A 19,385-nucleotide genomic window follows, 5' to 3' on the forward strand; every position below is an offset into this window, starting at 1 on the left:
GCGCGAGTCGTCGCTTGACAATTATCACATGATGATACGTTTCTGCGCGAACGGCCGACGCCACCCGCGGTCGAAACAACACTCGGAGGATTCCCATGAAGGCGCTCGGAACCGGCGCGCGCGGCGCGGCCGCCCTCGGCACGATCGTGCTCACCCTGGCGACCGTCACCGGTCAGGCTGACGCGAAGACCATCAAGTTCAGCTACCCCGTCTCCCACGAAAGCACGATGGGCCAGACGGTCGACCGCTTCGCCGAACTCGTCGCCGAGAAGACCGGCGGCTCGGTCGACGTGCGCGGCTTCCCCGATGCGCAGATCGGCAACGAGATCCAGTCCATCTCCTCCGCCCAGGGCGGCATCATCGAGATGGCGGTGACGACGACGGCCGGCCTCGCCGCGCTCGTCCCGGAATTCAACCTCTTCAACCTGCCCTTCATGTTCGACAGCTACGCGCAGCTCGACGCCGTGACGCGCACCCCGGTCGCCGAGGAGATCCTCGACAAGATGCAGGGCTCGAACCTCGTCGGCCTCTGCTTCTGGGACTACGGCTTCCGGAACATGACCAACAACAAGCGCCCGGTGACGAAGCTCGCGGACGTGTCGGGCCTGCGCGTGCGCACCATCCAGAACAGCGTCTATATCGACGCGCTGTCGGCGATGGGCATCAACCCGACGCCGCTCCCCTTCCCCGAGACTTTCACTGCGCTCGAGACCGGCGCGATCGACGGCAACGAGATCGCGAACGACGTGACGCGCTCCACCTCCTTCTACGAGGTGCAGGACTATCTCACCGAGACCAAGCACTTCACGACCATCTCGGTGGTCTATTCGAGCAAGCGCTTCTGGGACGGCCTTACCGACGACGAGAAGAGCGCCGTGCGCGCGGCGTGCCTGGAATCCTCCGACTTCAACCGTGAGATCATCAACGCGTCGAGCGCCGACACCCTCGCCTTCCTTCAGGAAAAGGGCATGCAGATCGACGAGATCTCCGACGAGGCGCTGCAGGAATTCCGCGACGCGGTGAAGCCGGTCGTCGAGAAGGTCAGCGCCCAGCTCGACCCGGCGATCGTGAAGTCCTTCAACGAGGCGGTCCAGGCCAACTCCAGCGGCCAGTGATCGGCACGGGCCTTCCCGGCCATCGCCGGGAGGGCCCCATCGTCGCGACCCCGCGCGCCCGGCCGCCATCGATGACGCCGCGCCCGCCCGCTCGCGAGCATCCAACCAAGATCAAGGGGAAATTGCGTGCTTCTGCGTGAGAAAACCGCCGTCGTGACCGGGGCCGGCAATGTCGAGGGCATCGGCTTCGCCGCCGCGAAGGCCTTCGTCGAGCATGGGGCGCGCGTCGTCCTCGTCGACCTGCGCGGCCCAGAGGTCGAGGCGGCGGCGCAGTCGCTCGGCGACAACGCCATTGGCGTCGCCGCGGACGTGCGCTCCGAGGAGACCTCGCGCCACGTCTTCGACATGGTGCGCGAGCGCTTCGGCGGGCTCGACATCCTCCTCAACAATGCCGGCATCACGCAGCCCCGCAAGACCGTCGACATCACGATGGCGGACTACGACGCCATCATGGACGTGAACCTGCGCGGCACGCTGATCATGACGCAGCAGGCGCTGCGGCTGATGACGGACGGCGCGTCGATCATCTGCATCGCCTCGATCGCGGCGCAGCGGGGCGGCGGCCTCATGGGCGGCCCGCACTACGCGGCCTCGAAGGGCGGCGTCATGAGCCTCGTGAAGTCGATCGCGCGCGACGTTTCCCCCGCCGGCATCCGGATCAACTCGGTCAATCCGGGTGTGATCATGTCCCAGATGACCAAGGACTTCTACGACGAGGCGATGACGGCGAAGGTCCTGCCGACCATCCCGATCGGCCGCTTCGGTGAGCCGAAGGACGTGGCGTCCGCCTGCGTGTTCCTCGCCTCCGACCTCGCCTCGTACATCACCGGCACGGCTTTGGACGTGAACGGCGGCCTGCACATGAACTGAGCCGCCACCCGCCAGGCCGTCCCCAACAAGACCGAAGAAGGAACTCCCCCACCATGGTCAAACCCGTCGTCACCCGCAAAGACTCGCTCGACACCAACACCGGCCAGTCCGGCGACGCGGTCCGCAAGTCCGGCGTCAGCCCGCAGCACACCCCCGCCACCAAGATCTGGTTCGGCCAGGTCTCCAACGAGCCCGGCTTCCGCTCCCCGCCCCACCATCACGGCGAGGCCGAGACGGGCGGCTACGTCCTCAAGGGGCACGGCCGGATCTACTATGGCGAGGACTACAAGGAGTATGTCGACATGACGGAGGGCGACTTCGTGTTCGTGCCCCCGTACATGCCGCACGTCGAGGTGAACATGAGCATCACCGACTCGCTGGTCTGGCTCACCTGCCGCACGCCCGACAACATCGTCGTCAATCTGCCCGACGTGGACGACAGCACGCTCGAAGGCTACCGACGCCCGAACTGACCTCAACGAAGACGGGCGGGGCCACGGCCACCGCCCGCATGGGCGAGATGCGCGGGAGGAAAACCATGCCCAGGATACTCAACTTCTACTTCATGGCCTTGAAGTGGTTCGTCGTCCTTTGCCTCGTGGGCATGGTCGTCCTCGTCTTCGGCAACGTCGTCCTGCGTTACGCCTTCAATTCCGGGATCACCGAGTCGGAGGAGTTCTCGCGCTGGCTCTTCGTGTGGCTGGTCTTCGTCGGCTCGATCCTGGTGCTCCAGGAAAACGGCCACCTCGGGCTCGACTTCGTCGTCAACAATCTGCCCCGGCCGCTGCGCATCCTCTGCCTCGCCGTCGGGCACGTCCTGATGCTCTACGCGACGTGGCTGATCATCGCCGGCACCTGGGTGCAGGTGAAGGTGAACCTCCACACCTACGCGCCCGCCACCGGCCTCTCCCAATCGCTCTTCTTCGGCGTGGGGCTGATCTTCGGCGTCTCCACCGGCGCGATCTTCCTGTGGCGCCTCTACCTCATCCTCACCGGCCGGCTCGACCGCATCATCTCGGTGGACGAGGAAATGGCCGCGCTCAAGCAAGCCGGAGTGAAGTAGAATGGCGCTCCTGATCTTCCTCGGAACGCTCATCGGCAGCATGGCGATCGGAATGCCGATCGCCTACGCGCTGATCATGACCGGCATGGCGTTGATGGTCTATCTCGACCTCTTCGACGCCCAGATCGTCGCCCAGAACATGCTGAACGGCGCCGACAGCTTCCCGCTGATGGCCGTCCCCTTCTTCATGCTCGCGGGCGAGGTGATGAACGCGGGTGGCCTCTCGCGCCGCATCGTCAACCTCTCGGTCGCGGCCGTCGGCCATATCCGCGGCGGCCTCGGCTATGTCGCGATCCTCGCCGCCGCCGTGCTCGCGAGCCTGTCGGGCTCGGCCGCCGCCGACGCCGCCGCCCTCGCCGCGATCCTCGTCCCCATGATGGTGAAGGCCGGTCACGATGCCGGCCGCTCGGCGGGCCTCATCGCCTCGGCCGGCATCTCCGCCCTCGTCATCCCGCCGTCGATCGGCTTCATCCTCATCGGCGTCGTCGGCAAGATCTCGATCACGTCGATCTTCATCGCGGGCATCGTGCCCGGCCTCATCATGGGCCTCGGGCTGACGGTCGCGTGGTTCCTCGTCTCCCGCAAGGAGGAGAGCACGACACTGCCGCGCGTGCCGCTGCGCACGGTGCTGCGCGAGCTCTGGGCGGGCATCTGGGCGCTTTTCCTCCCCGTCATCATCCTCGTCGGCCTGCGCTTCGGCGTCTTCACGCCGACCGAGGCCGGTGTCGTCGCGGCGGTCTACGCGCTCTTCGTCTCGATGGTCATCTATCGCGAACTGAATTTCAGCCAGCTCTTCCACGTCTTCCTTGGCGCGGCGAAGACGACCGCGATGGTCATGTTCCTCGTCGCCGCCGCGCTCGTGTCGAGCTGGATGATCACCATCGCCGGCCTCACCATGCAGGTGGAGGCGCTGGTTGCCCCGTTCTCGGACAACCCGACCCTCCTGATGCTCGTCATCGTGGCGCTGGTGCTCGTGATCGGGTGCGCGATGGACATGGTGCCCATCATCCTGATCCTCGTCCCCGTCCTGATGCCGACGATCCGGCAGGCGGGGATCGACCCGGTCTATTTCGCGGTGATCTTCATGATCGCCGGCGCGGTCGGCCTCCTCACCCCGCCGATCGGCTCGGTGCTCAACGTCGTCGCCGGCGTCTCGCGCATCTCGCTGCCGAAGGTCATCGTCGGCATCTGGCCCTTCATCGTCGCGCAGGTCATGGTCTTGCTCCTCCTTATCATCTTCCCCCAAATCGTCACCGCGCCGGCAGCGCTCTTGTCCGGAGATTGATCTATTCGGAAGGCAGCCATGTCATCGGACCAAGACGGATCCAAGATCAACAGCCTGGACAAGATGCTTTCGATCTTGAACGGGTTCGACGAGAAGAACTTGACGCTGGATGTCGGCCGCGCGGCGGAGCTTTGCGGCTCCTCCCGCGCGAGCACCTACCGCTATCTCCAGGCGCTCACCCGCTCGGGCCTTCTCACCCCCGCAAGCGGCGGCAACTACATCATCGGCTCGCGCGTCATCGAACTCGAGATGCTGAAGCGCGAGAACGACCCGCTCGCCCGCGTCGCGCGGCACCTGATCCGCTTCCATTCGGAGGATCTCGAGCTCAACGTGATGCTGTGCAACTATTATGGCGACAAGGTGCTGTGCACCGACTTCGCCTGGACCGATCACAGCATCCCCGAGATCTACAAGCGCGGCCGCTCGATGCCGATCTTCAAGGGCGCGATGGCGAAGGTCATCCTCGCGAACCTGTCGATCTCGCAGCTGAAGAGCATCTACGCCCACAACAGCGAGCGGATCAGCGAGAACGGGCTCGGCGACACGATCGACGCCTTCATGCGCAACATGAGCGGCATCCGCAGCGCCGGCTACTGCATCACCCATGCGGAGGTCTTTCCCGGCCTCGTCGGCGTCGCCGCGCCGGTGAACGACACCGAGGGCCGCGTCCTCGGCAGCGTCGTCCTCGTCGTGTCGACGCAGCAGTTCGAGGAGATCTGCGAGACCTTCCTGATCGACAAGATCAAGGAGATCGCCGCCGACATCGAGCGCAGCCTCCAGCGCAAGACGATGACGGTGATCGCGGCCCGTCCCCGCCGTAACCCCGCCTACCGGGACTGACAGGGCCGCCCGGCCGCCAGATCGGGCACCTCTCCCACGGCGCTCCGGTCCAATCGACGGGACGGCATGCGGCGTGGCATCGTCGGCCCGGTGCGCGTCGAAGACCGCGATGCGGCCGCCCTCCGACCACCGCTCAAGGCCAAGCCCATGCTCCCCACCGATTGCAGCGTCGACACCGCCCGCTTCTGGTCGACGATCGAGACCTCCGCGACGATCGGGGTCGGGCGCGAGGGCGGGCTCAGCCGCCTCGCCCTCACGGACGACGACCGGGCGATGCGGGACGTCTTCGTCACCTGGTGCCGGGAGGCGCAGCTCGACGTGCGGGTGGACAAGGTCGGCACCATTTTCGCCCGCCGGAGCGGGACCGACGACACGCTGCCCCCGGTCTTCGTCGGCAGCCACCTCGACACCCAGGCGAACGGGGGCCGGTTCGACGGGATCGTCGGCGTGCTCGGCGCGTTGGAGCTCGTACGCACCCTCGACGATCTCGGCCACGTGACGCGGCGGCCGATCGAGATCGTCAACTGGACCAACGAGGAAGGCGCCCGCTTCTCCCCGCCGATGGTCGCCTCGGGCTGCTTCGCCGGGTCCTACGCGCTCGACTGGGTGCTGTCGCTCAAGGCCGATGACGGCCCCCGCTTCGGCGACGAGCTCGCTCGCATCGGCTACGCCGGCGACCATCCCGTCGGCGGCATCGTTCCGGACGCCTATTTCGAACTCCACATCGAGCAGGGCCCGATCCTCGACGCGGCGCGGATGGAGGTCGGGGTCGTGACCCACGCCTACCACTCACACGGGCTCCTCGCGAACTTCTCCGGCGAGACGGCCCACACCGGCCCCTGGCCGATGGAGAAGCGGCGCAATGCGCTGGCGGCCGGCGCGCGGCTCCTCACGGCGGTCGACGATATCGGCCTCGACCACGCCGCGACCGGCGGCAAGGGCACCGCCGCCCGCCTCGTCGCCTGGCCGAACAAGGCGGGGATCCTGTCGGACTGGGCGCAGATCGTGTGCGATGTGCGCCACGAGGACGAGGCGATCGCGGCCGAGATGCAGCGCCGGATGATGGAAGCGCTCGAAGCCGCCGCCAAGAGGACCCACTGCGGGTACGACGTGCTCGACACCTGGAACTGGGGCGGCCGCATCTTCGACGAGACGCTGATCGCCCTCGTGCGCGACACGGCGGGGCGGCTCGGCCTGCGCCACCAAGACCTGCCGAGCCAGGCCGGGCACGACGCCTATTTCATGGCCCGCATCTGCCCGACGGTGATGATCTTCACCCCCTGCCGCGACGGCATCACCCACAACAACAACGAGTTCGTGTCGGAGGCCGAACTGCGGCCGGCGCTGAACACCCTCCTCCACAGCGTCGTCGCCCGCGCAGACCGGGGCTGAGCCGCCTCAGGCCTTCGCGATCACCGCGATCGGGCCGCCGCCCGGCGGTCCCTGGTGCTCGGCGCCGCCCGAGATGTAGATCGCGCCCGTCCCCGCCGCGCCCGCGACGAGGCCGCCGACCGCCGCCCGCGCGTGGCGCGTCGAGCTGATGTCGGTGTCCTCCAGCATCGTGTGCCGGTCGCCGCGCACGGTCCCGTCCGGCGAAGCCTCCGCCTTCGCGAACACGTTGACGACGCGCCCCGCCATCTCCCCGGCGACGATCGCGGGAAAGTCGAAGCCGACGCTCGCGAACGCCTCTGCGACGGCGGCGAGGTCGATCGCGTCCTTCATCACCGCGTGGCCGATCACGTAGGGGCTCGACGAGCCGGCCGCGTTGCCGAGCACGACGACCACATTGTGCATCAGCTCCACCCCGGACGAGGCGGAGGCGACGCGCGAATAGAGCGACCAGTCGCGCAGCACGTCGGAATCGGCCGGCATCGCCGCGATCTCGCCGAGCGCGAGCGCGATGCCGAGCGAGGACGCCCCGCGCGAATAGGCCATGGAGGTGTAGGTGCTGAGAGTGGCGACGCTCTCGCCCCGCGCGCGCGCCGCCCCGATCCGCGCGCTCGTGAGGAGCGGGCACTTGACCTGGACGAAGTGGACGTCGGCCGGATCGTCGATCCCCGCCTCGGCCATCGCCGCCTTCACCGCCGCCGCCGTCTCCGTGATCTGTGCCGCGCGGCCGATCTCCTCGGGCAAGAAGTCGCGCGTCTGGGCGATGCCGACGGAGAGGCGCTTGCCCTCGACCGGCGCGCCCGACGGAGCGCGGGCGAAGATGGTGAGGTGGGGCGAGAGCACCCCCTCGGTGCCGCCCGACATCACGAAGGCGATCCTGTGCTCCACCGCCGCCGCGTCGAGGCCGAGACGCGGGGCGAGCGCGGCGCACAGCGCCGACACCGCGAACTCGCGGGTGAAGTCGTTGACGCCGCCATTCCCCTCGGTCTTGCCGAACACGGCGAGGATGTCCGCCGGCGCGAGCGCGCCCGCGTCGATGAGCGCGAGGAGGCCCGACGCGTCGCCCGGGCCGCTGGTCGCGATGCGGAACACGGCGATGGAGGTTGGGCCGGTCATCTGAAACTCCTTGCGCGGCGCTGCGCGGGCCGCGGGAGTGGGAAAGCACAAAATGTGCCGGGGCGCCGAGGCGGGAAAAGCGCGCGGCCCCGCTTGCCCCCAGCTCATCGCGACGCTTCGTCCGACCCGGCGGCGCGCGCGGAGGGTTTTCTTCGCCCCAGATGCGTGCGCAAAGTCACTCGACGCCACACGGTCTGGTGGGAGTGCCGTTCCCGGCGGAAGGGAGGCTGGCCCGATGGATTCCGCGTCCTCGAAGGCCCACTCGTTTCTGGGGTTCAACCGCAAAATCGTCTCGGTCGAGGCCGAGGATCTCGCCGCGCGCATCTTCATCGAGGGCGACGGGCCGGTCACGGCCTGGACGATCGATCGCACGCCCTTCACGCTCCTCGCCGCCTTCGACCGGACCGACCGGACCGCGCTCGGCACGATCCTGGTCGTGCCGCCGATCTCGGGCGTCCTGCCGACGATCATGCGCGAGATGGTGCGCGGCCTCCTGCCGGACTTTCGCGTCCTCCTCCTCGTCTGGCGTGACCCGCGCGAGATCCCGCTCGTGAAGGGCCCCTTCCGCTTCGCCGACAATATCGAGGCGATCGTCGCGGGGATGCGGCACGCGGGGCCGGGGGCGGGCCTCGTCAGCCTCTGCCAATCCGGCCCTCCCGCCTTCGCCGCCACCGCGCACCTTTGCGCGCGCGACGACCCGGCCGCCCCCATCGCCCTCGCGATGCTCGGCGCGCCGATCGACCCGGCGGTGAACCCCACCAGCGTCTCGCGCAGCTTCGCCAACGCCTCGCCGATCTTCCTGCGCAGCTTCGTCCTCACCCCGGTGCCGTTCGGCCATGCCGGGGTCGGGCGCATGGTCTACTCGGCCGAGGTGCAGTGGATGGGCTATGTCTCGCGCCGCTCGCTGAAGGCGCTCGGCATCAACTGGGTCGGCCTCGTCCCCCTGTCGGACATGGGCGAGATCGACACCGACGTCTCGCTGATGGACCTCGCGGACATTCTCATCGACACCGACGGGACGCTCTTCATCGAGAATATCGACACCGTCTACCGCAACCGCGCCATCGCGCGGGGCAAGCTGCGCCATCGCGGCGCGGCGGTCGACCCCGCCGCCATCAGGGCCTGCCCCCTCCTCACCATCGAGGGGGCCGAGGACAGCATCGTCGGCGCGGGGCAGACACAGGCGGCGCACGCGCTCTGCACGGGCCTTCCCGCCGCGCAGCGGGAGCACGTCACCGCCGCGAGCTGCAACCATCTCGGCCTCTTTCGCGGCCCGGCCTTCCGCACCCGCGTCCTGCCGCCGCTTCTCGACTTCCTCAACCGTCGGATGGGCTGAGCCCGCCGGCAGGGGTCAGCGCGCGCTGAGTTCGTCCACCGCCTCCAGGATGTGGTCGAGCGCCTCCTCGGCGAGAACGGAGAGCTTCGTGTCGAGGGGGGTGATCAGCCACATCGTCATGCGGATCGGCGTCGCGAGCGGGATGTGGACGACATCGGGATCCTGCGGTCCGATAAGGAGGAGCTTCGGCACGAGGGCGAGACCGTACCCGCTCGCCGCGAGCGCGTTCGCCGCCTCCGCCATCTGCACCTCCGCGACGGGTCGCAACGGCACCCCCGCCCGCTCGAACGCCTCGGCCGTGACGCCGTACGAGAAGTCGTCGCGCCCCAGCGAGATGAAGCGCTCGCGGGTGAGGTCGTCGAGCGTGACCTCCTGCGCGCTCGCGAGGCGGTTGCCGCGCGGGACGGCGCACACCATCGGGAATTCGCGCAGCGCCCGCGAGGCGAGCGTGGAGCTCGCCGCCGGCAGCAGCGAGAGGCCGAAATCGGCCATGCGCGCGAGCATCGCGTCCTCCACCGAGCGCGAGGTGCGGGCAAGCAGGGTGAGGCGGATCTCCGGCCTGGGGGCGAAGGCGGCGGAGAGGACGCGCGGGACGAGCTGCATCGCGATCGCGGGGAAGGCGACGACGGAGACCTCGCCCCGCTCGCGGTTGCGGATCGCCTCGGAGACGCGGCGCACGCGCGACAATCCGACCTCGAGCGTCTCGGTCTCGGTGAAGAGCTGGCGCGCCTCCGGCGTTGGCGTGAGACGCCCCGGCCGGCGCTCGAACAGGGGGAAGCCGCACGCCTCCTCGAACGCCTGGAGAAGCCGCGTCACGGCGGGTTGGCTGACGAAAAGGGCAGCCGCCGCACCGGTGACGGAGCCGACCTTCATGACCGCGTTGAAGGCCTCGATCTGCCTTATGTTGGCCTTTGCCATGCGCTCTTCTCCCCGCAGGAGCGTCTCATAGGTCATGTTGTAACGTTATGGCAGACTGAAATTATTTGATTTGAAAGCTATGGCCGATGCTCATCTCATTGGCCTGCCCAATTAGACGACACGACAGGGGGAAGTGTTGAAGAAGCTTCTGACGACTGTTGCCGCCGGTGTGCTCGCCGGCATTCCCATCGCCGGCCTCACCAGCGCCGCCCACGCGCAGGAGACGCTCACCGTCGGCGGATATGGCGGATCGTTCGAGACCCTCATGAAGGAGCTCGTCATCCCGCAGTTCGAGAAGGAGAACGACGTCAAGGTCGAGTTCGTCTCGGGCAACTCCACCGAGAACCTCGCCCGCCTCGTTGCCCAGAAGGGCAACCAGGACCTCGATGTCGTCATCCTCGATGACGGCCCGATGTACCAGGCCGACGCGCTCGGCTTCTGCGCCCCGCTCGCCGACGGCGTGATCAACGCGGACGTCTACGACAACGCCCAGTTCTCCGACAACGCGGTCGGCCTCGGCTATGTCGCGACGGGCTTCACCTACAGCACCGAATGGTTCGAGCGCGAAGGCTGGGAGCCGCCCTCCTCGTGGATGGACCTCACCGACCCGAAATATGAGGGTCTCCTCGTCGTCCCGCCGATCTCCAACACCTACGGCCTGCACGCCCTCGTGATGATGGCGCGCCTCAATGGCGGCGGCGAAGACAATATCGACCCCGGCTTCGAGGCGATGGCCGACAAGGTCGCGCCGAACGTGCTCGTGTTCGAGCCGTCCTCGGGCCGCATGTCCGAGCTCTTCCAGTCCAAGGAGATCGCGATCTCCATCTGGGGCTCGGGCCGCACCAAGAGCCTTGCCGACACCGGCTTCCCGGCTGCCTTCGCCTATCCGAAGGAAGGCGCCGTCGCGCTGATGCTCGCCGCCTGTCCGGTGGTGGAGAGCAACGTGCCGGAGGCCGCGCAGGCCTTTGTCGCCTACATGCTGACCCCGGAGATCCAGGAGCGGATCGCCGATGCGATGGGCGTCGGCCCGGTGAACGCGAAGGCCGAGATCTCCGAGGACCTCGCCGCCATCGTGCCCTACGGCCCGGAGGAAGTCGCCTCGCTCGTCTCGGTGGACTGGGACGTCATCAACCCGCACCGCGAAGAGTGGACGCAGCGCTGGGCGCGTGAGGTCGAGCGCTGATCGCGCAAGACCGGCTCAACTGAACCGGCGGCCGGGCTCGCAGGGCCCGGCCGTCATCCCGGCGGCAACGTCCGCCCTTTCGGCACACACCCGGATCCGATGGCATATCTCGAACTCGACAGCCTGACGAAGGCGTTCGGACAGACGCTCGCCGTCGACCATTTCAGCCTCACCGTGGCGCGCGGGGAGTTCGTCTCCCTCCTCGGCCCCTCCGGCTGCGGCAAGACGACGACGCTCCAGATGATCGCCGGCTTCGAGGAGCCGACCGGAGGCACGATCCGCCTCAATGGTCGCGACCTCGCCGGCGTCCCGGCCCGCGAGCGAGGCCTCGGCATCGTCTTCCAGACCTACGCGCTCTTCCCGCACATGACCGTTGCGGAGAATGTGAGCTTCGGCCTCGAGATGCGCTCGATCCGCCGACGCGAGCGCAAGAGCCGGATCGAGCGCACGCTGGACCTCGTCCACCTCTCCCACCTTTCCGCGCGCTATCCGCGCCAGCTCTCCGGCGGCCAGCGCCAGCGCGTGGCGCTCGCCCGCGCGCTCGTCATCGAGCCGGACCTTCTCCTCCTCGACGAGCCGCTGTCCAACCTCGACGCAAAGCTGCGCGAGGAGATGCAGCTCGAGCTGCGCCGCATCCAGCAGGAGGCGGGCGTCACCACCCTCCTCGTCACGCACGACCAGAACGAGGCGATGGCGCTTTCGGATCGCATCGCGGTGATGCACATGGGGCATCTCGTCCAGGAGGCGACGCCGTTCGACGCCTACGAGAACCCGACGAACGCCTTCACCTCAAACTTCCTCGGCAAGTCCAATGCGATCCCCTGCCGGGTCGACCACGGCGCGCTCGTCACCGAAGGGGGCGTGCGCCTCGAGGCTCCGGCTGCGACGCGCGCCGACGGGCCGATCCTCGCCGCGCTCCGGCCGGAGCGGATCGTCTTCGTGGAGCCGGAGGAGGCGCAGATCACCGGCACGGTGATGGAGCGGATCTTCCTCGGCGACCAGTGGCTCTTCAAGGTCGCGACCCCGCTCGGCGAGCTTCTCGTCACGCGGCGCAATTCGGGCCATTCGGAGCCGGACACGGGCAGCACCGTCCACCTCGCCTGGCAGGCGGAGCACCTGCGGGTCCTCGCGCGCGAGGCCGGGGCATGAACCCCTTCCTCCTCGCCGCGCCCGCCCTCGTCCTCTTCGGGGTGATGCTCGTCATCCCGCTGGTGATGACCTTCATCCTCTCGTTCAACTCGTTCGGCTTCTATACCGGCATCGAGATGACGTTCGGCCTGCACAACTATATCGACGTGCTGACCGACGACTATTTCTACGAGATCTTCGGCCGCACCTTCGCGATCGCCCTGGTGACGACCATCATCTGCGCCATCATCGGCACCCCGATCGCCTATTTCCTGACGCGGATGCGCCCGTTCTGGCGCTCGGTCATGGTGCTGGTCACGCTGGGGCCGCTTCTCATCTCGGTCGTGGTGCGCACGCTCGGCTGGGCGATCCTGCTCGGCAACAACGGCGTCATCAACAACGCGCTGATGGGGATCGGCCTCACCACCTCCCCCGTCCGCATGATGTACACCTCCGGCGGCATCGTGGTGGCGCTCGTCCATGTGATGGTGCCCTTCATGGTGCTCGCCGTCTGGGCCGCGCTCCAGCGGCAGGATCCGGCGACGATCAGCGCGGCCGAGTCGCTCGGCGCGCGTCCCGCGACGATCTTCCGCCGCGTGGTCCTGCCGCAGGCGATGCCGGGGATCCTGTCCGGCTCGCTCATCGTCTTCTCCCTCTCCGCCTCAGCCTTCGCGACGCCCTCCCTCATCGGCGGGCGGCGGGTGAAGGTCGTCGCGACCACCGTCTATGACGAGTTCCTCAACACGCTGAACTGGCCGCTCGGCGCCGCGATCGCGGTGATCCTGCTCGTCGCCGTGCTCGTCATCATGGTGTCCTGGAACCGCATCGTGGAGCGGCGCTTCGCGGGGGTGTTCCAATGAAGAACGGCGCCTTCGCCACCACCGTCACGATCCTCTTCGCCATCTTCATGCTGGCGCCGATCGTGGTGGTGATCGCGGTCTCCTTCACGCCCGAAGGGTTCCTCGAATTCCCGCCGAGCGCGATCTCGCTGCGCTGGTATCGCGCGATCCTCGACAATCCGGACTTCATCGACGCCTTCATCGTGTCGCTGAAGCTCGGCCTCGTCTCGGCGACCATCGCGACGGTGCTGACGGTGCCGGCGGCGCTCGCGATCGGTCGCGGCCAGTTCCGCGGACGCGAGGCGCTTCAGGCGCTCTTCCTGTCGCCGCTGACGGTGCCGACGGTGGTGCTCGGCATCTCCTTCCTGCGCTTCCTGTCGCTCTTCGGGGTGAACGGCACCTTCATCGGGCTCGCCCTCTGCCACGCCGTCATCATCATCCCCTTCGTTCTGCGCCTCGTTCTGGCGTCGATCATCGGGATGGACCCGTCCATCGAAAAGGCTGCGGTTTCGCTGGGTGCGCGCCCGCTCACGGTGTTCCGCCGGGTGACACTTCCGGCGATCACGCCTGGGGTCGTCGGCGGCTTTGTGCTTGCGTTCATCACGAGCTTCGATGAATTGACGGTCTCGATCTTCATCGTGAACCCGTCTACCACGACCCTGCCTGTGCGCCTCTTCTCCCACATCGCGCAGACGACCGACCCGTTGGTCGCCTCCGTCTCCACCGTCGCCATCCTCTTCACGGTCATCGTCATGCTCGTTGTCGACCGGCTCTACGGCCTCGATCGCCTTCTCATCGGGGAGGGCCGGCGATGAGCGAATTTCTCGTCGTCGGCGGCGGCCTCGTGGGGGCAGCCACCACCTACGGGCTCCTGCGCGAGGGGCATTCGGTCACGATGCTCGACGAGGGCGACATCGCCTTCCGCGCCTCGCGGGGCAATTTCGGCCTCGTCTGGGTGCAGTCCAAGGGGGACGGGCGGCCCGAATACGCGCAATGGACGCGACGGTCGGCGGACCTGTGGCCCGACTTCACGACGATGCTCGCCGAGGAAACGGGCATCAACACCCACTACGAGAAGCCGGGCGGCCTCCATTTCTCGATGTCCGAGGCCGATATGGACGCGCGCAAGGCGCTGATCCATCGCCTCCACAACGTCCACGGCGCCGCCCACTATGGCGCGGAGATCCTCGACGGGGACGAGGTGCGCAAGCTGGTGCCGGGCCTCGGGCCCGACGTCGTCGGCGGCACCTATTGCCGTCATGACGGCCACGCCTCCCCGCTCTACCTGCTGCGCGCCCTCCACACCGCGATCGAGAAGCGCGGCGGGCGGATCGTGCCGAACGCGCGCACCCGCGCGGTCGCGCCCGACGGGGACGGCTTCCGCGCCGAGACCGATGCCGGCACCTTCCGCGGCGAACGCCTCGTCCTCGCGGCCGGCCTCGGCAACCGCGCCCTCGGCCCCGGCGTCGGGCTCGACATTCCGGTCGCGCCGCAGAAGGGGCAGATCCTCGTGACGGAGCGGGCCGAGCCCCTCCTCCCGATGCCGACCCATGTCGTGCGCCAGACGTCCGAAGGCACCTTCATGATCGGCGACAGCCACGAGGATGTCGGCTTCAACCTCACCTCCACGACGCCGACGATGGCGCAGATCGCCGCGCGCGCCGTGAAGATGTTCCCGTTCCTGAAGCCTCTGCGCATCGTCCGCTCCTGGGCGGCGCTGCGCGTGATGGCGCCGGACGGGTATCCGATCTACGAGCAGTCGACGGCCCATCCGGGCGCCTTCACCGTCAATTGCCATTCCGGCGTCACGCTCGCCGCCGCCCACGCCCTCGCGCTCGCCCCGATGATCTCGGCGGGCGCCTATGGCGACGAGCTGTCCGTCTTCACCGCAGGGAGGTTCGATGCCCACGCGCATTGACGCTTCGGGCGAGCGCATCGCCTTCACCTTCGACGGGGAGACCGTCGAGGCGCGTCCGGGCGACAGCGTCGCCGCCGCGCTGATCGCGGCCGGCTTCGACGCCACGCGCCGCTCGGCCATCTCCGGCATGGCGCGCGGCCCCTATTGCATGATGGGCGTCTGCTTCGACTGCCTCGTCGCGATCGACGGCGAGCCCAACCGGCAGGCCTGCATGGTCGAGGTCCGCGACGGGCTCGTGGTAACGACACAGAACGGCGCGGTGGAGGCTCTGTCATGACGACGACCGACCTCGTCATCATTGGCGCCGGCCCGGCCGGCATGGCGGCCGCGGTCGAGGCACGCGCGGCTGGCCTCTCCGTCCTCGTTCTCGACGAGGCGCCCGCGCCCGGCGGCCAGATCTATCGTGGCGTCGAGGCCGCGAACGCCGCCCGCCGCACGATCCTCGGCAAGGACTACGTCCACGGGGCCGACCTCGTCGCCGCCTTCCGCGCGTGCGGGGCGACCTACAAATCCGGCGCCACCGTGTGGAACGTGTCGCCGGAGAAGGTCGTCGACTATTCGGTCGGCACCGGCTCGCTCCAGGTCGAGGCGGGGGCCGTCCTCGTCGCGACCGGCGCGGTGGAGCGGGCGACGCCCATGAAGGGCTGGCTCCTGCCGGGCGTCACGACCGCGGGCGCCGTCCAGATCCTCCTCAAGGCGAGCGGCGTGATCGAGCCGGACGTCGTGTTCGTCGGCTCCGGCCCGCTCCTGTGGCTGATCGCGAGCCAGATGGTCGCCGCCGGCGCGCCGCCGAAGGCGATCGTGGAAACGGTGCCGAAGGGGCGCACGCTCGCGGCCGCGAAGCACCTGCCGAAGGCGCTCGCCGCCTCCGCCTATCTCGCCAAGGGCCTCCAGATGATGCGCGCCGTGAAGCAGGCGGGCGTCCCGATCCATCGTGGCGCGGAGGGTGTCGCGATCGAGGGCGAGAGCCATGTCGAGGCCGTGACCTTCACCGCCGACGGCGCGCGCCAGCGCATCCCGACGCGGCACGTCGCGCTCCACCAGGGCGTCGTCCCCAACCAGCAGGTGACGCGCCTTCTCGTGTGCGAGCACCGCTATGACGAGTCCCAGCGCGCTTTCGCCCCCGTCGTCGACGCCGACGGCGCGACGAGCGTCGCGGGCATCTATGTCGCCGGGGACGGGGCTGGGATCGGCGGCGCGAAGGCCGCCGCCCTCGCGGGCCGGCTCGCGGCGATGGCGATCGCGGCGCGGGCGGGCAAGGCGGTGAGCGACGCCGAGCGGACGAAGGTCCGCACCGCGCTCGACAAGGACCGCGCGATCCGCCCCCTCCTCGAGGCGCTCTACGCGCCGTCGGCTGAGGCGCTCGCCCCGGCCGACGATGTCGTGGTGTGCCGCTGCGAGGAGGTGACGGCGGGCGACGTGCGCGCCGCCGCGCGCCTCGGCGCACCGGGGCCGAACCAGGTGAAGTCGTATCTTCGCGCCGGGATGGGCCCGTGCCAGGGCCGCGTCTGCGGGCTGGTCGTCGCCGAGATCATCGCAGCGACGCGGGGCCAGAGCGTCGCCGATGTCGGCTACTACCGCATCCGCCCGCCGCTGAAGCCGCTGCCGCTCGCCGAGCTCGCCGCGCTCGACGCACCCGTCGCGGCGGAGTGAACCGGCGATGACCGGCGCCGACCTGATCGTCATCGGAGGCGGCCTGCACGGCACGTCCGCCGCGCTCCAGTGCGCGCAGAAGGGCCTGTCGGTCATCCTGATCGAGAAGGACACGGCCGGCCGCCACGCCTCCGGCGTCAATGCCGGCGGCGTGCGCCAGCTCGGCCGGCACGTCGCCGAGATCCCGCTCTCCATCCGCTCGATGGCGATGTGGCACCACATCGAGAACATCGTCGACGACCATTGCGGCTTCCAGCCCGCCGCGCAGATCAAGGTCGCCGAGAACGAGGCCGAGCTCGCGACGCTCGCCGCCCGCGCGGCGGAGCTGAACCGCCTCGGCTACGACCACGAGGTGGTCCTCTCCGAGGCCGAGCTGCGGGAGAACCTCCCCGCCGTCGCGCCGCACTGTGTCGGCGGCCTCGCGAGCTTCGGCGACGGCTTCGCCGAGCCCTACCGCACGGTCTTCGCCTTCCGCCGCAAGGCCGAGGCTGAGGGAGTGCGCTTCTTCGAGGAGACGCGCGCCAACAAGGTCCGCCGCGAGGGCACGCACTTCGTCGTGGAGACCGACAAGGGCAACTTCACCGCCGAGCGCGTCCTCAATTGCGCGGGCGCGTGGGCGGGCGAGATCGCGGCCCAGCTCGGCGAGACGGCCCCCGTGGAGGCGATCGCGCCGATGATGCTGGTCGCGGCGCGCATGCCCCATTTCTGCGACGCCGTGGTCGGCGCCACCGGCCGGCCGCTCTCCTTCAAGCAGATGCCAAACGGGACGGTCGTGATCGGCGGCGGGCGGCGCGGCCGGGCCGATCCCGCGACGAACCAGACCCACCTCGACTTCGCGCAGCTGAAGCACACCGCCGCGACGGCGCAGGCGATCTTCCCGATCATGGCCGGCGCGACACTCGTGCGTGCCTGGGCCGGGATCGAGGGACGGATGCCGGACGACATCCCCGTGATCGGCCCCTCCTCCACCGAGGAGGGCGCCTACCACGCCTTCGGCTTCTCCGCGCACGGCTTCCAGCTCGGCCCCGGCGTCGGCTCGATCATGGCCGAGCTCATCGTCGACGGGCGGACGAACGCGCCGCTGGAGCCCTTCTCGATCACCCGTTTCGCGCCGCCGGCGGCCTGAGCCGCCCGGCGCACAACCCCTTCCGCCCGGCGTCCACGGCGCCGGGCGGCTGACCGCTTCCCGAACCTTGAGGAGACAAACATGATCAAGCGGCACTTCCAGACCCGGATCAACCACCGCGTCGTGGAACACAACGGCGTCCTCTACTTCGGCGGCCTCACCGCTGACGACAAGTCGAAGGACATGAAGGGTCAGACCGAAGAGATCTGCGCCAAGCTCGACAAGCTCCTCGCCGATGTCGGCTCCAGCAAGGAGCACATCCTGACGGCGATGATCTACATCTCCGACTTCGATGCGAAGGAAGGGATGAACGAGGCCTGGCTCAACTGGATCCCGGCCGAGGCCCTGCCGACGCGCGCCACCATCGGCGTCGCCGAGCTCGGCAAGGATTGCTACATCGAGATCGTGATCTCCGCGGCGAAGCCGTAAGATGCGACACGGCCGGCGGGGTTCGCCCTGCCGGCCCTTCCGCCCGACGGGTCAGCGCCCGACGGGATCGGCGAGCGCCTCCGGGACGCTCGCCGCCTCGCACGCCGCGGGGCTCATCGTGCGGATCGGCGCGTTGCAGCGGGCGACGTGTGTGCGCAGCTCCTGCTCCACCATCTCCACGAAGCGTCGCGTCAGCGCGCTATCGCGCCCACGCCGGGGCCGCACGCAGACGAAGGTGAAGTCCGCCGCCTCCGCGAGCGGGATCGCGACGCACCCGAAGGCGGGCGCGGCCTGCGCCGAGAAGCCCTCCACGATCGCCCAGCCGAGACCCGCCCCGACGAGGCCGATGACGGCGAGCGACCAGCGCGCCTCGATCCGCGCCACCCGCTCCACATTGTGCGAGGCGAAGAGCGCGTCGATCCGCTGGCGGCTCGCCGTCCCCTCGCCCATCGAAACGAAATGCTCGCCCTGCATGTCGCGCACCGAGATCCGCTCGCGCCCGGCAAGGCGGTGCGTCGCCGGAAGGATCGCGAAGGAGGGCACGGTCATAACCTCACCGACGAGGACGCGTGAGGGGGCGACCGGGGTCATGACATAGCCGAGATCGCACAGGCCCGAGGCGACGAGGTCGACCGCCTCCTCCGAGTTGTAGGAGAGGATCGAGAGGCGCACCGTGTCGTCCTCATCGGTCAATTTGCGCACGACACGCTGGATAAATCCGCCGGAAAAGGCCGGCGGCACGGCGATGCGCAGCACGCCCGAGGTGCGGCTGCGGATCTGCGCGGCGGTCCACGCGATATGGTCGAGCCCGCTATAGGCGCGCTTCACCTCCTCGAAGAGAAGCTCGGCCGCCTCGGTCGGTTTCAGCCCGCCATCGCGGCGGAAGAGGGCGAACCCCAGCTCGGCCTCCATCTGGCGCAGGATCTTGCTGACGGCGGGCTGCGTCACCGACAGCATCCGCGCCGCATCCGTCATCGATCCGCAGATCATGACGGCCCGGAACGCCTCGACTTGCCGGTGGGTGAACCCGTGCATTGGACCAATGCTACCCATGAGATTGAGTTATGAAAGCACGATTTTTCGTCCTTTGACACCGCGCAACCAGGGCTGGATAGTTTTTGAGCGAGTTGTGAATGCGCTTAAAAGTCGGGCAGTTGCGACGGCCCGGCCGGTCCCC

The 19,385-nt window shown here is 68.8% G+C and carries 20 protein-coding genes; 17 read left to right on the plus strand and 3 right to left on the minus strand.

The window, feature by feature from the left end:
* Positions 1–95: 95 nt before the first annotated feature.
* The 7 genes from DBV35_RS18370 (at position 96) to DBV35_RS18400 (ending at position 6,565) form a co-directional block, all read left to right on the plus strand.
* Positions 96–1,115 (plus strand): DctP family TRAP transporter solute-binding subunit, encoded by a 1,020-nt coding sequence (locus tag DBV35_RS18370; protein ID WP_108661745.1) that lies wholly within the window; start codon positions 96–98, stop codon positions 1,113–1,115.
* A gap of 126 nt (positions 1,116–1,241) precedes the next feature.
* Positions 1,242–1,985 carry an SDR family NAD(P)-dependent oxidoreductase gene (locus DBV35_RS18375; RefSeq protein WP_108661746.1) on the plus strand — a complete coding sequence of 248 codons (744 nt, stop codon included), beginning with the start codon at positions 1,242–1,244 and terminating at the stop codon, positions 1,983–1,985.
* A gap of 53 nt (positions 1,986–2,038) precedes the next feature.
* Positions 2,039–2,458 (plus strand): cupin domain-containing protein, encoded by a 420-nt coding sequence (locus DBV35_RS18380; protein ID WP_108661747.1) that lies wholly within the window; start codon positions 2,039–2,041, stop codon positions 2,456–2,458.
* A gap of 65 nt (positions 2,459–2,523) precedes the next feature.
* Positions 2,524–3,048, plus strand: coding sequence for a TRAP transporter small permease (locus tag DBV35_RS18385; RefSeq protein WP_108662007.1), 525 nt, complete (start codon positions 2,524–2,526; stop codon positions 3,046–3,048).
* A gap of 1 nt (position 3,049) precedes the next feature.
* Positions 3,050–4,333, plus strand: coding sequence for a TRAP transporter large permease (locus DBV35_RS18390; RefSeq protein WP_108661748.1), 1,284 nt, complete (start codon positions 3,050–3,052; stop codon positions 4,331–4,333).
* 63 nt (positions 4,334–4,396) lie between these two features.
* On the plus strand, positions 4,397–5,173 hold the full coding sequence (locus DBV35_RS18395) for an IclR family transcriptional regulator (RefSeq protein WP_170134976.1): 777 nt from the start codon (positions 4,397–4,399) through the stop codon (positions 5,171–5,173).
* 66 nt (positions 5,174–5,239) lie between these two features.
* Positions 5,240–6,565: a Zn-dependent hydrolase gene (locus DBV35_RS18400; RefSeq protein WP_245943978.1), complete on the plus strand. Its 1,326-nt coding sequence runs from the start codon at positions 5,240–5,242 to the stop codon at positions 6,563–6,565.
* 6 nt (positions 6,566–6,571) lie between these two features.
* Here the strand turns inward: DBV35_RS18400 and atzD are convergent, their stop codons facing one another.
* Positions 6,572–7,678 (minus strand): cyanuric acid amidohydrolase, encoded by a 1,107-nt coding sequence (gene atzD / locus DBV35_RS18405; RefSeq protein WP_108661750.1) that lies wholly within the window; start codon positions 7,676–7,678, stop codon positions 6,572–6,574.
* 235 nt (positions 7,679–7,913) lie between these two features.
* On the opposite strand from atzD, the gene DBV35_RS18410 reads away from it, so the two are divergent.
* The gene (locus tag DBV35_RS18410; protein WP_157961845.1) at positions 7,914–9,014 is read left to right on the plus strand and encodes a hypothetical protein; all 1,101 of its coding nucleotides are present in this window, start codon (positions 7,914–7,916) and stop codon (positions 9,012–9,014) included.
* A 15-nt stretch (positions 9,015–9,029) separates the two neighbouring features.
* Here the strand turns inward: DBV35_RS18410 and DBV35_RS18415 are convergent, their stop codons facing one another.
* On the minus strand, positions 9,030–9,932 hold the full coding sequence (locus DBV35_RS18415; RefSeq protein ID WP_170134977.1) for a LysR substrate-binding domain-containing protein: 903 nt from the start codon (positions 9,930–9,932) through the stop codon (positions 9,030–9,032).
* A 136-nt stretch (positions 9,933–10,068) separates the two neighbouring features.
* Here DBV35_RS18415 and DBV35_RS18420 point away from each other — a divergent pair, with 136 nt between their 5' ends.
* The 9 genes from DBV35_RS18420 to DBV35_RS18460 all read left to right on the plus strand — a co-directional run bounded on the left by DBV35_RS18420 (position 10,069) and on the right by DBV35_RS18460 (position 18,208).
* A complete protein-coding gene (locus DBV35_RS18420) occupies positions 10,069–11,115 on the plus strand; it encodes an ABC transporter substrate-binding protein (protein WP_108661753.1) in 1,047 nt (348 codons plus the stop codon).
* Positions 11,116–11,214: 99 nt separating this feature from the next.
* Positions 11,215–12,264: an ABC transporter ATP-binding protein gene (locus DBV35_RS18425; protein WP_108661754.1), complete on the plus strand. Its 1,050-nt coding sequence runs from the start codon at positions 11,215–11,217 to the stop codon at positions 12,262–12,264.
* Positions 12,261–13,103, plus strand: coding sequence for an ABC transporter permease (locus DBV35_RS18430; RefSeq protein ID WP_108661755.1), 843 nt, complete (start codon positions 12,261–12,263; stop codon positions 13,101–13,103). The genes DBV35_RS18425 and DBV35_RS18430 overlap by 4 nt, the downstream gene beginning before the upstream one ends.
* Entirely contained in the window at positions 13,100–13,897 is a 798-nt protein-coding gene (locus DBV35_RS18435; RefSeq protein ID WP_108661756.1) for an ABC transporter permease, read from the plus strand. The genes DBV35_RS18430 and DBV35_RS18435 overlap by 4 nt, the downstream gene beginning before the upstream one ends.
* Entirely contained in the window at positions 13,894–15,000 is a 1,107-nt protein-coding gene (locus tag DBV35_RS18440) for an NAD(P)/FAD-dependent oxidoreductase (protein ID WP_108661757.1), read from the plus strand. Before DBV35_RS18435 ends, DBV35_RS18440 begins: the two co-directional genes overlap by 4 nt.
* Entirely contained in the window at positions 14,984–15,277 is a 294-nt protein-coding gene (locus tag DBV35_RS18445) for a (2Fe-2S)-binding protein (RefSeq protein WP_108661758.1), read from the plus strand. The genes DBV35_RS18440 and DBV35_RS18445 overlap by 17 nt, the downstream gene beginning before the upstream one ends.
* Entirely contained in the window at positions 15,274–16,653 is a 1,380-nt protein-coding gene (locus DBV35_RS31315; RefSeq protein ID WP_108661759.1) for an FAD/NAD(P)-dependent oxidoreductase, read from the plus strand. The genes DBV35_RS18445 and DBV35_RS31315 overlap by 4 nt, the downstream gene beginning before the upstream one ends.
* Before the next feature lie 7 nt (positions 16,654–16,660).
* Positions 16,661–17,779: an NAD(P)/FAD-dependent oxidoreductase gene (locus DBV35_RS18455; RefSeq protein ID WP_108661760.1), complete on the plus strand. Its 1,119-nt coding sequence runs from the start codon at positions 16,661–16,663 to the stop codon at positions 17,777–17,779.
* A gap of 81 nt (positions 17,780–17,860) precedes the next feature.
* Positions 17,861–18,208 carry a RidA family protein gene (locus DBV35_RS18460; protein ID WP_108661761.1) on the plus strand — a complete coding sequence of 116 codons (348 nt, stop codon included), beginning with the start codon at positions 17,861–17,863 and terminating at the stop codon, positions 18,206–18,208.
* A 51-nt stretch (positions 18,209–18,259) separates the two neighbouring features.
* Here the strand turns inward: DBV35_RS18460 and DBV35_RS18465 are convergent, their stop codons facing one another.
* Positions 18,260–19,243, minus strand: coding sequence for a LysR substrate-binding domain-containing protein (locus DBV35_RS18465; protein ID WP_170134978.1), 984 nt, complete (start codon positions 19,241–19,243; stop codon positions 18,260–18,262).
* Positions 19,244–19,385 lie beyond the last annotated feature (142 nt).

It is taken from the genome of Acuticoccus kandeliae (genome assembly GCF_003073115.1).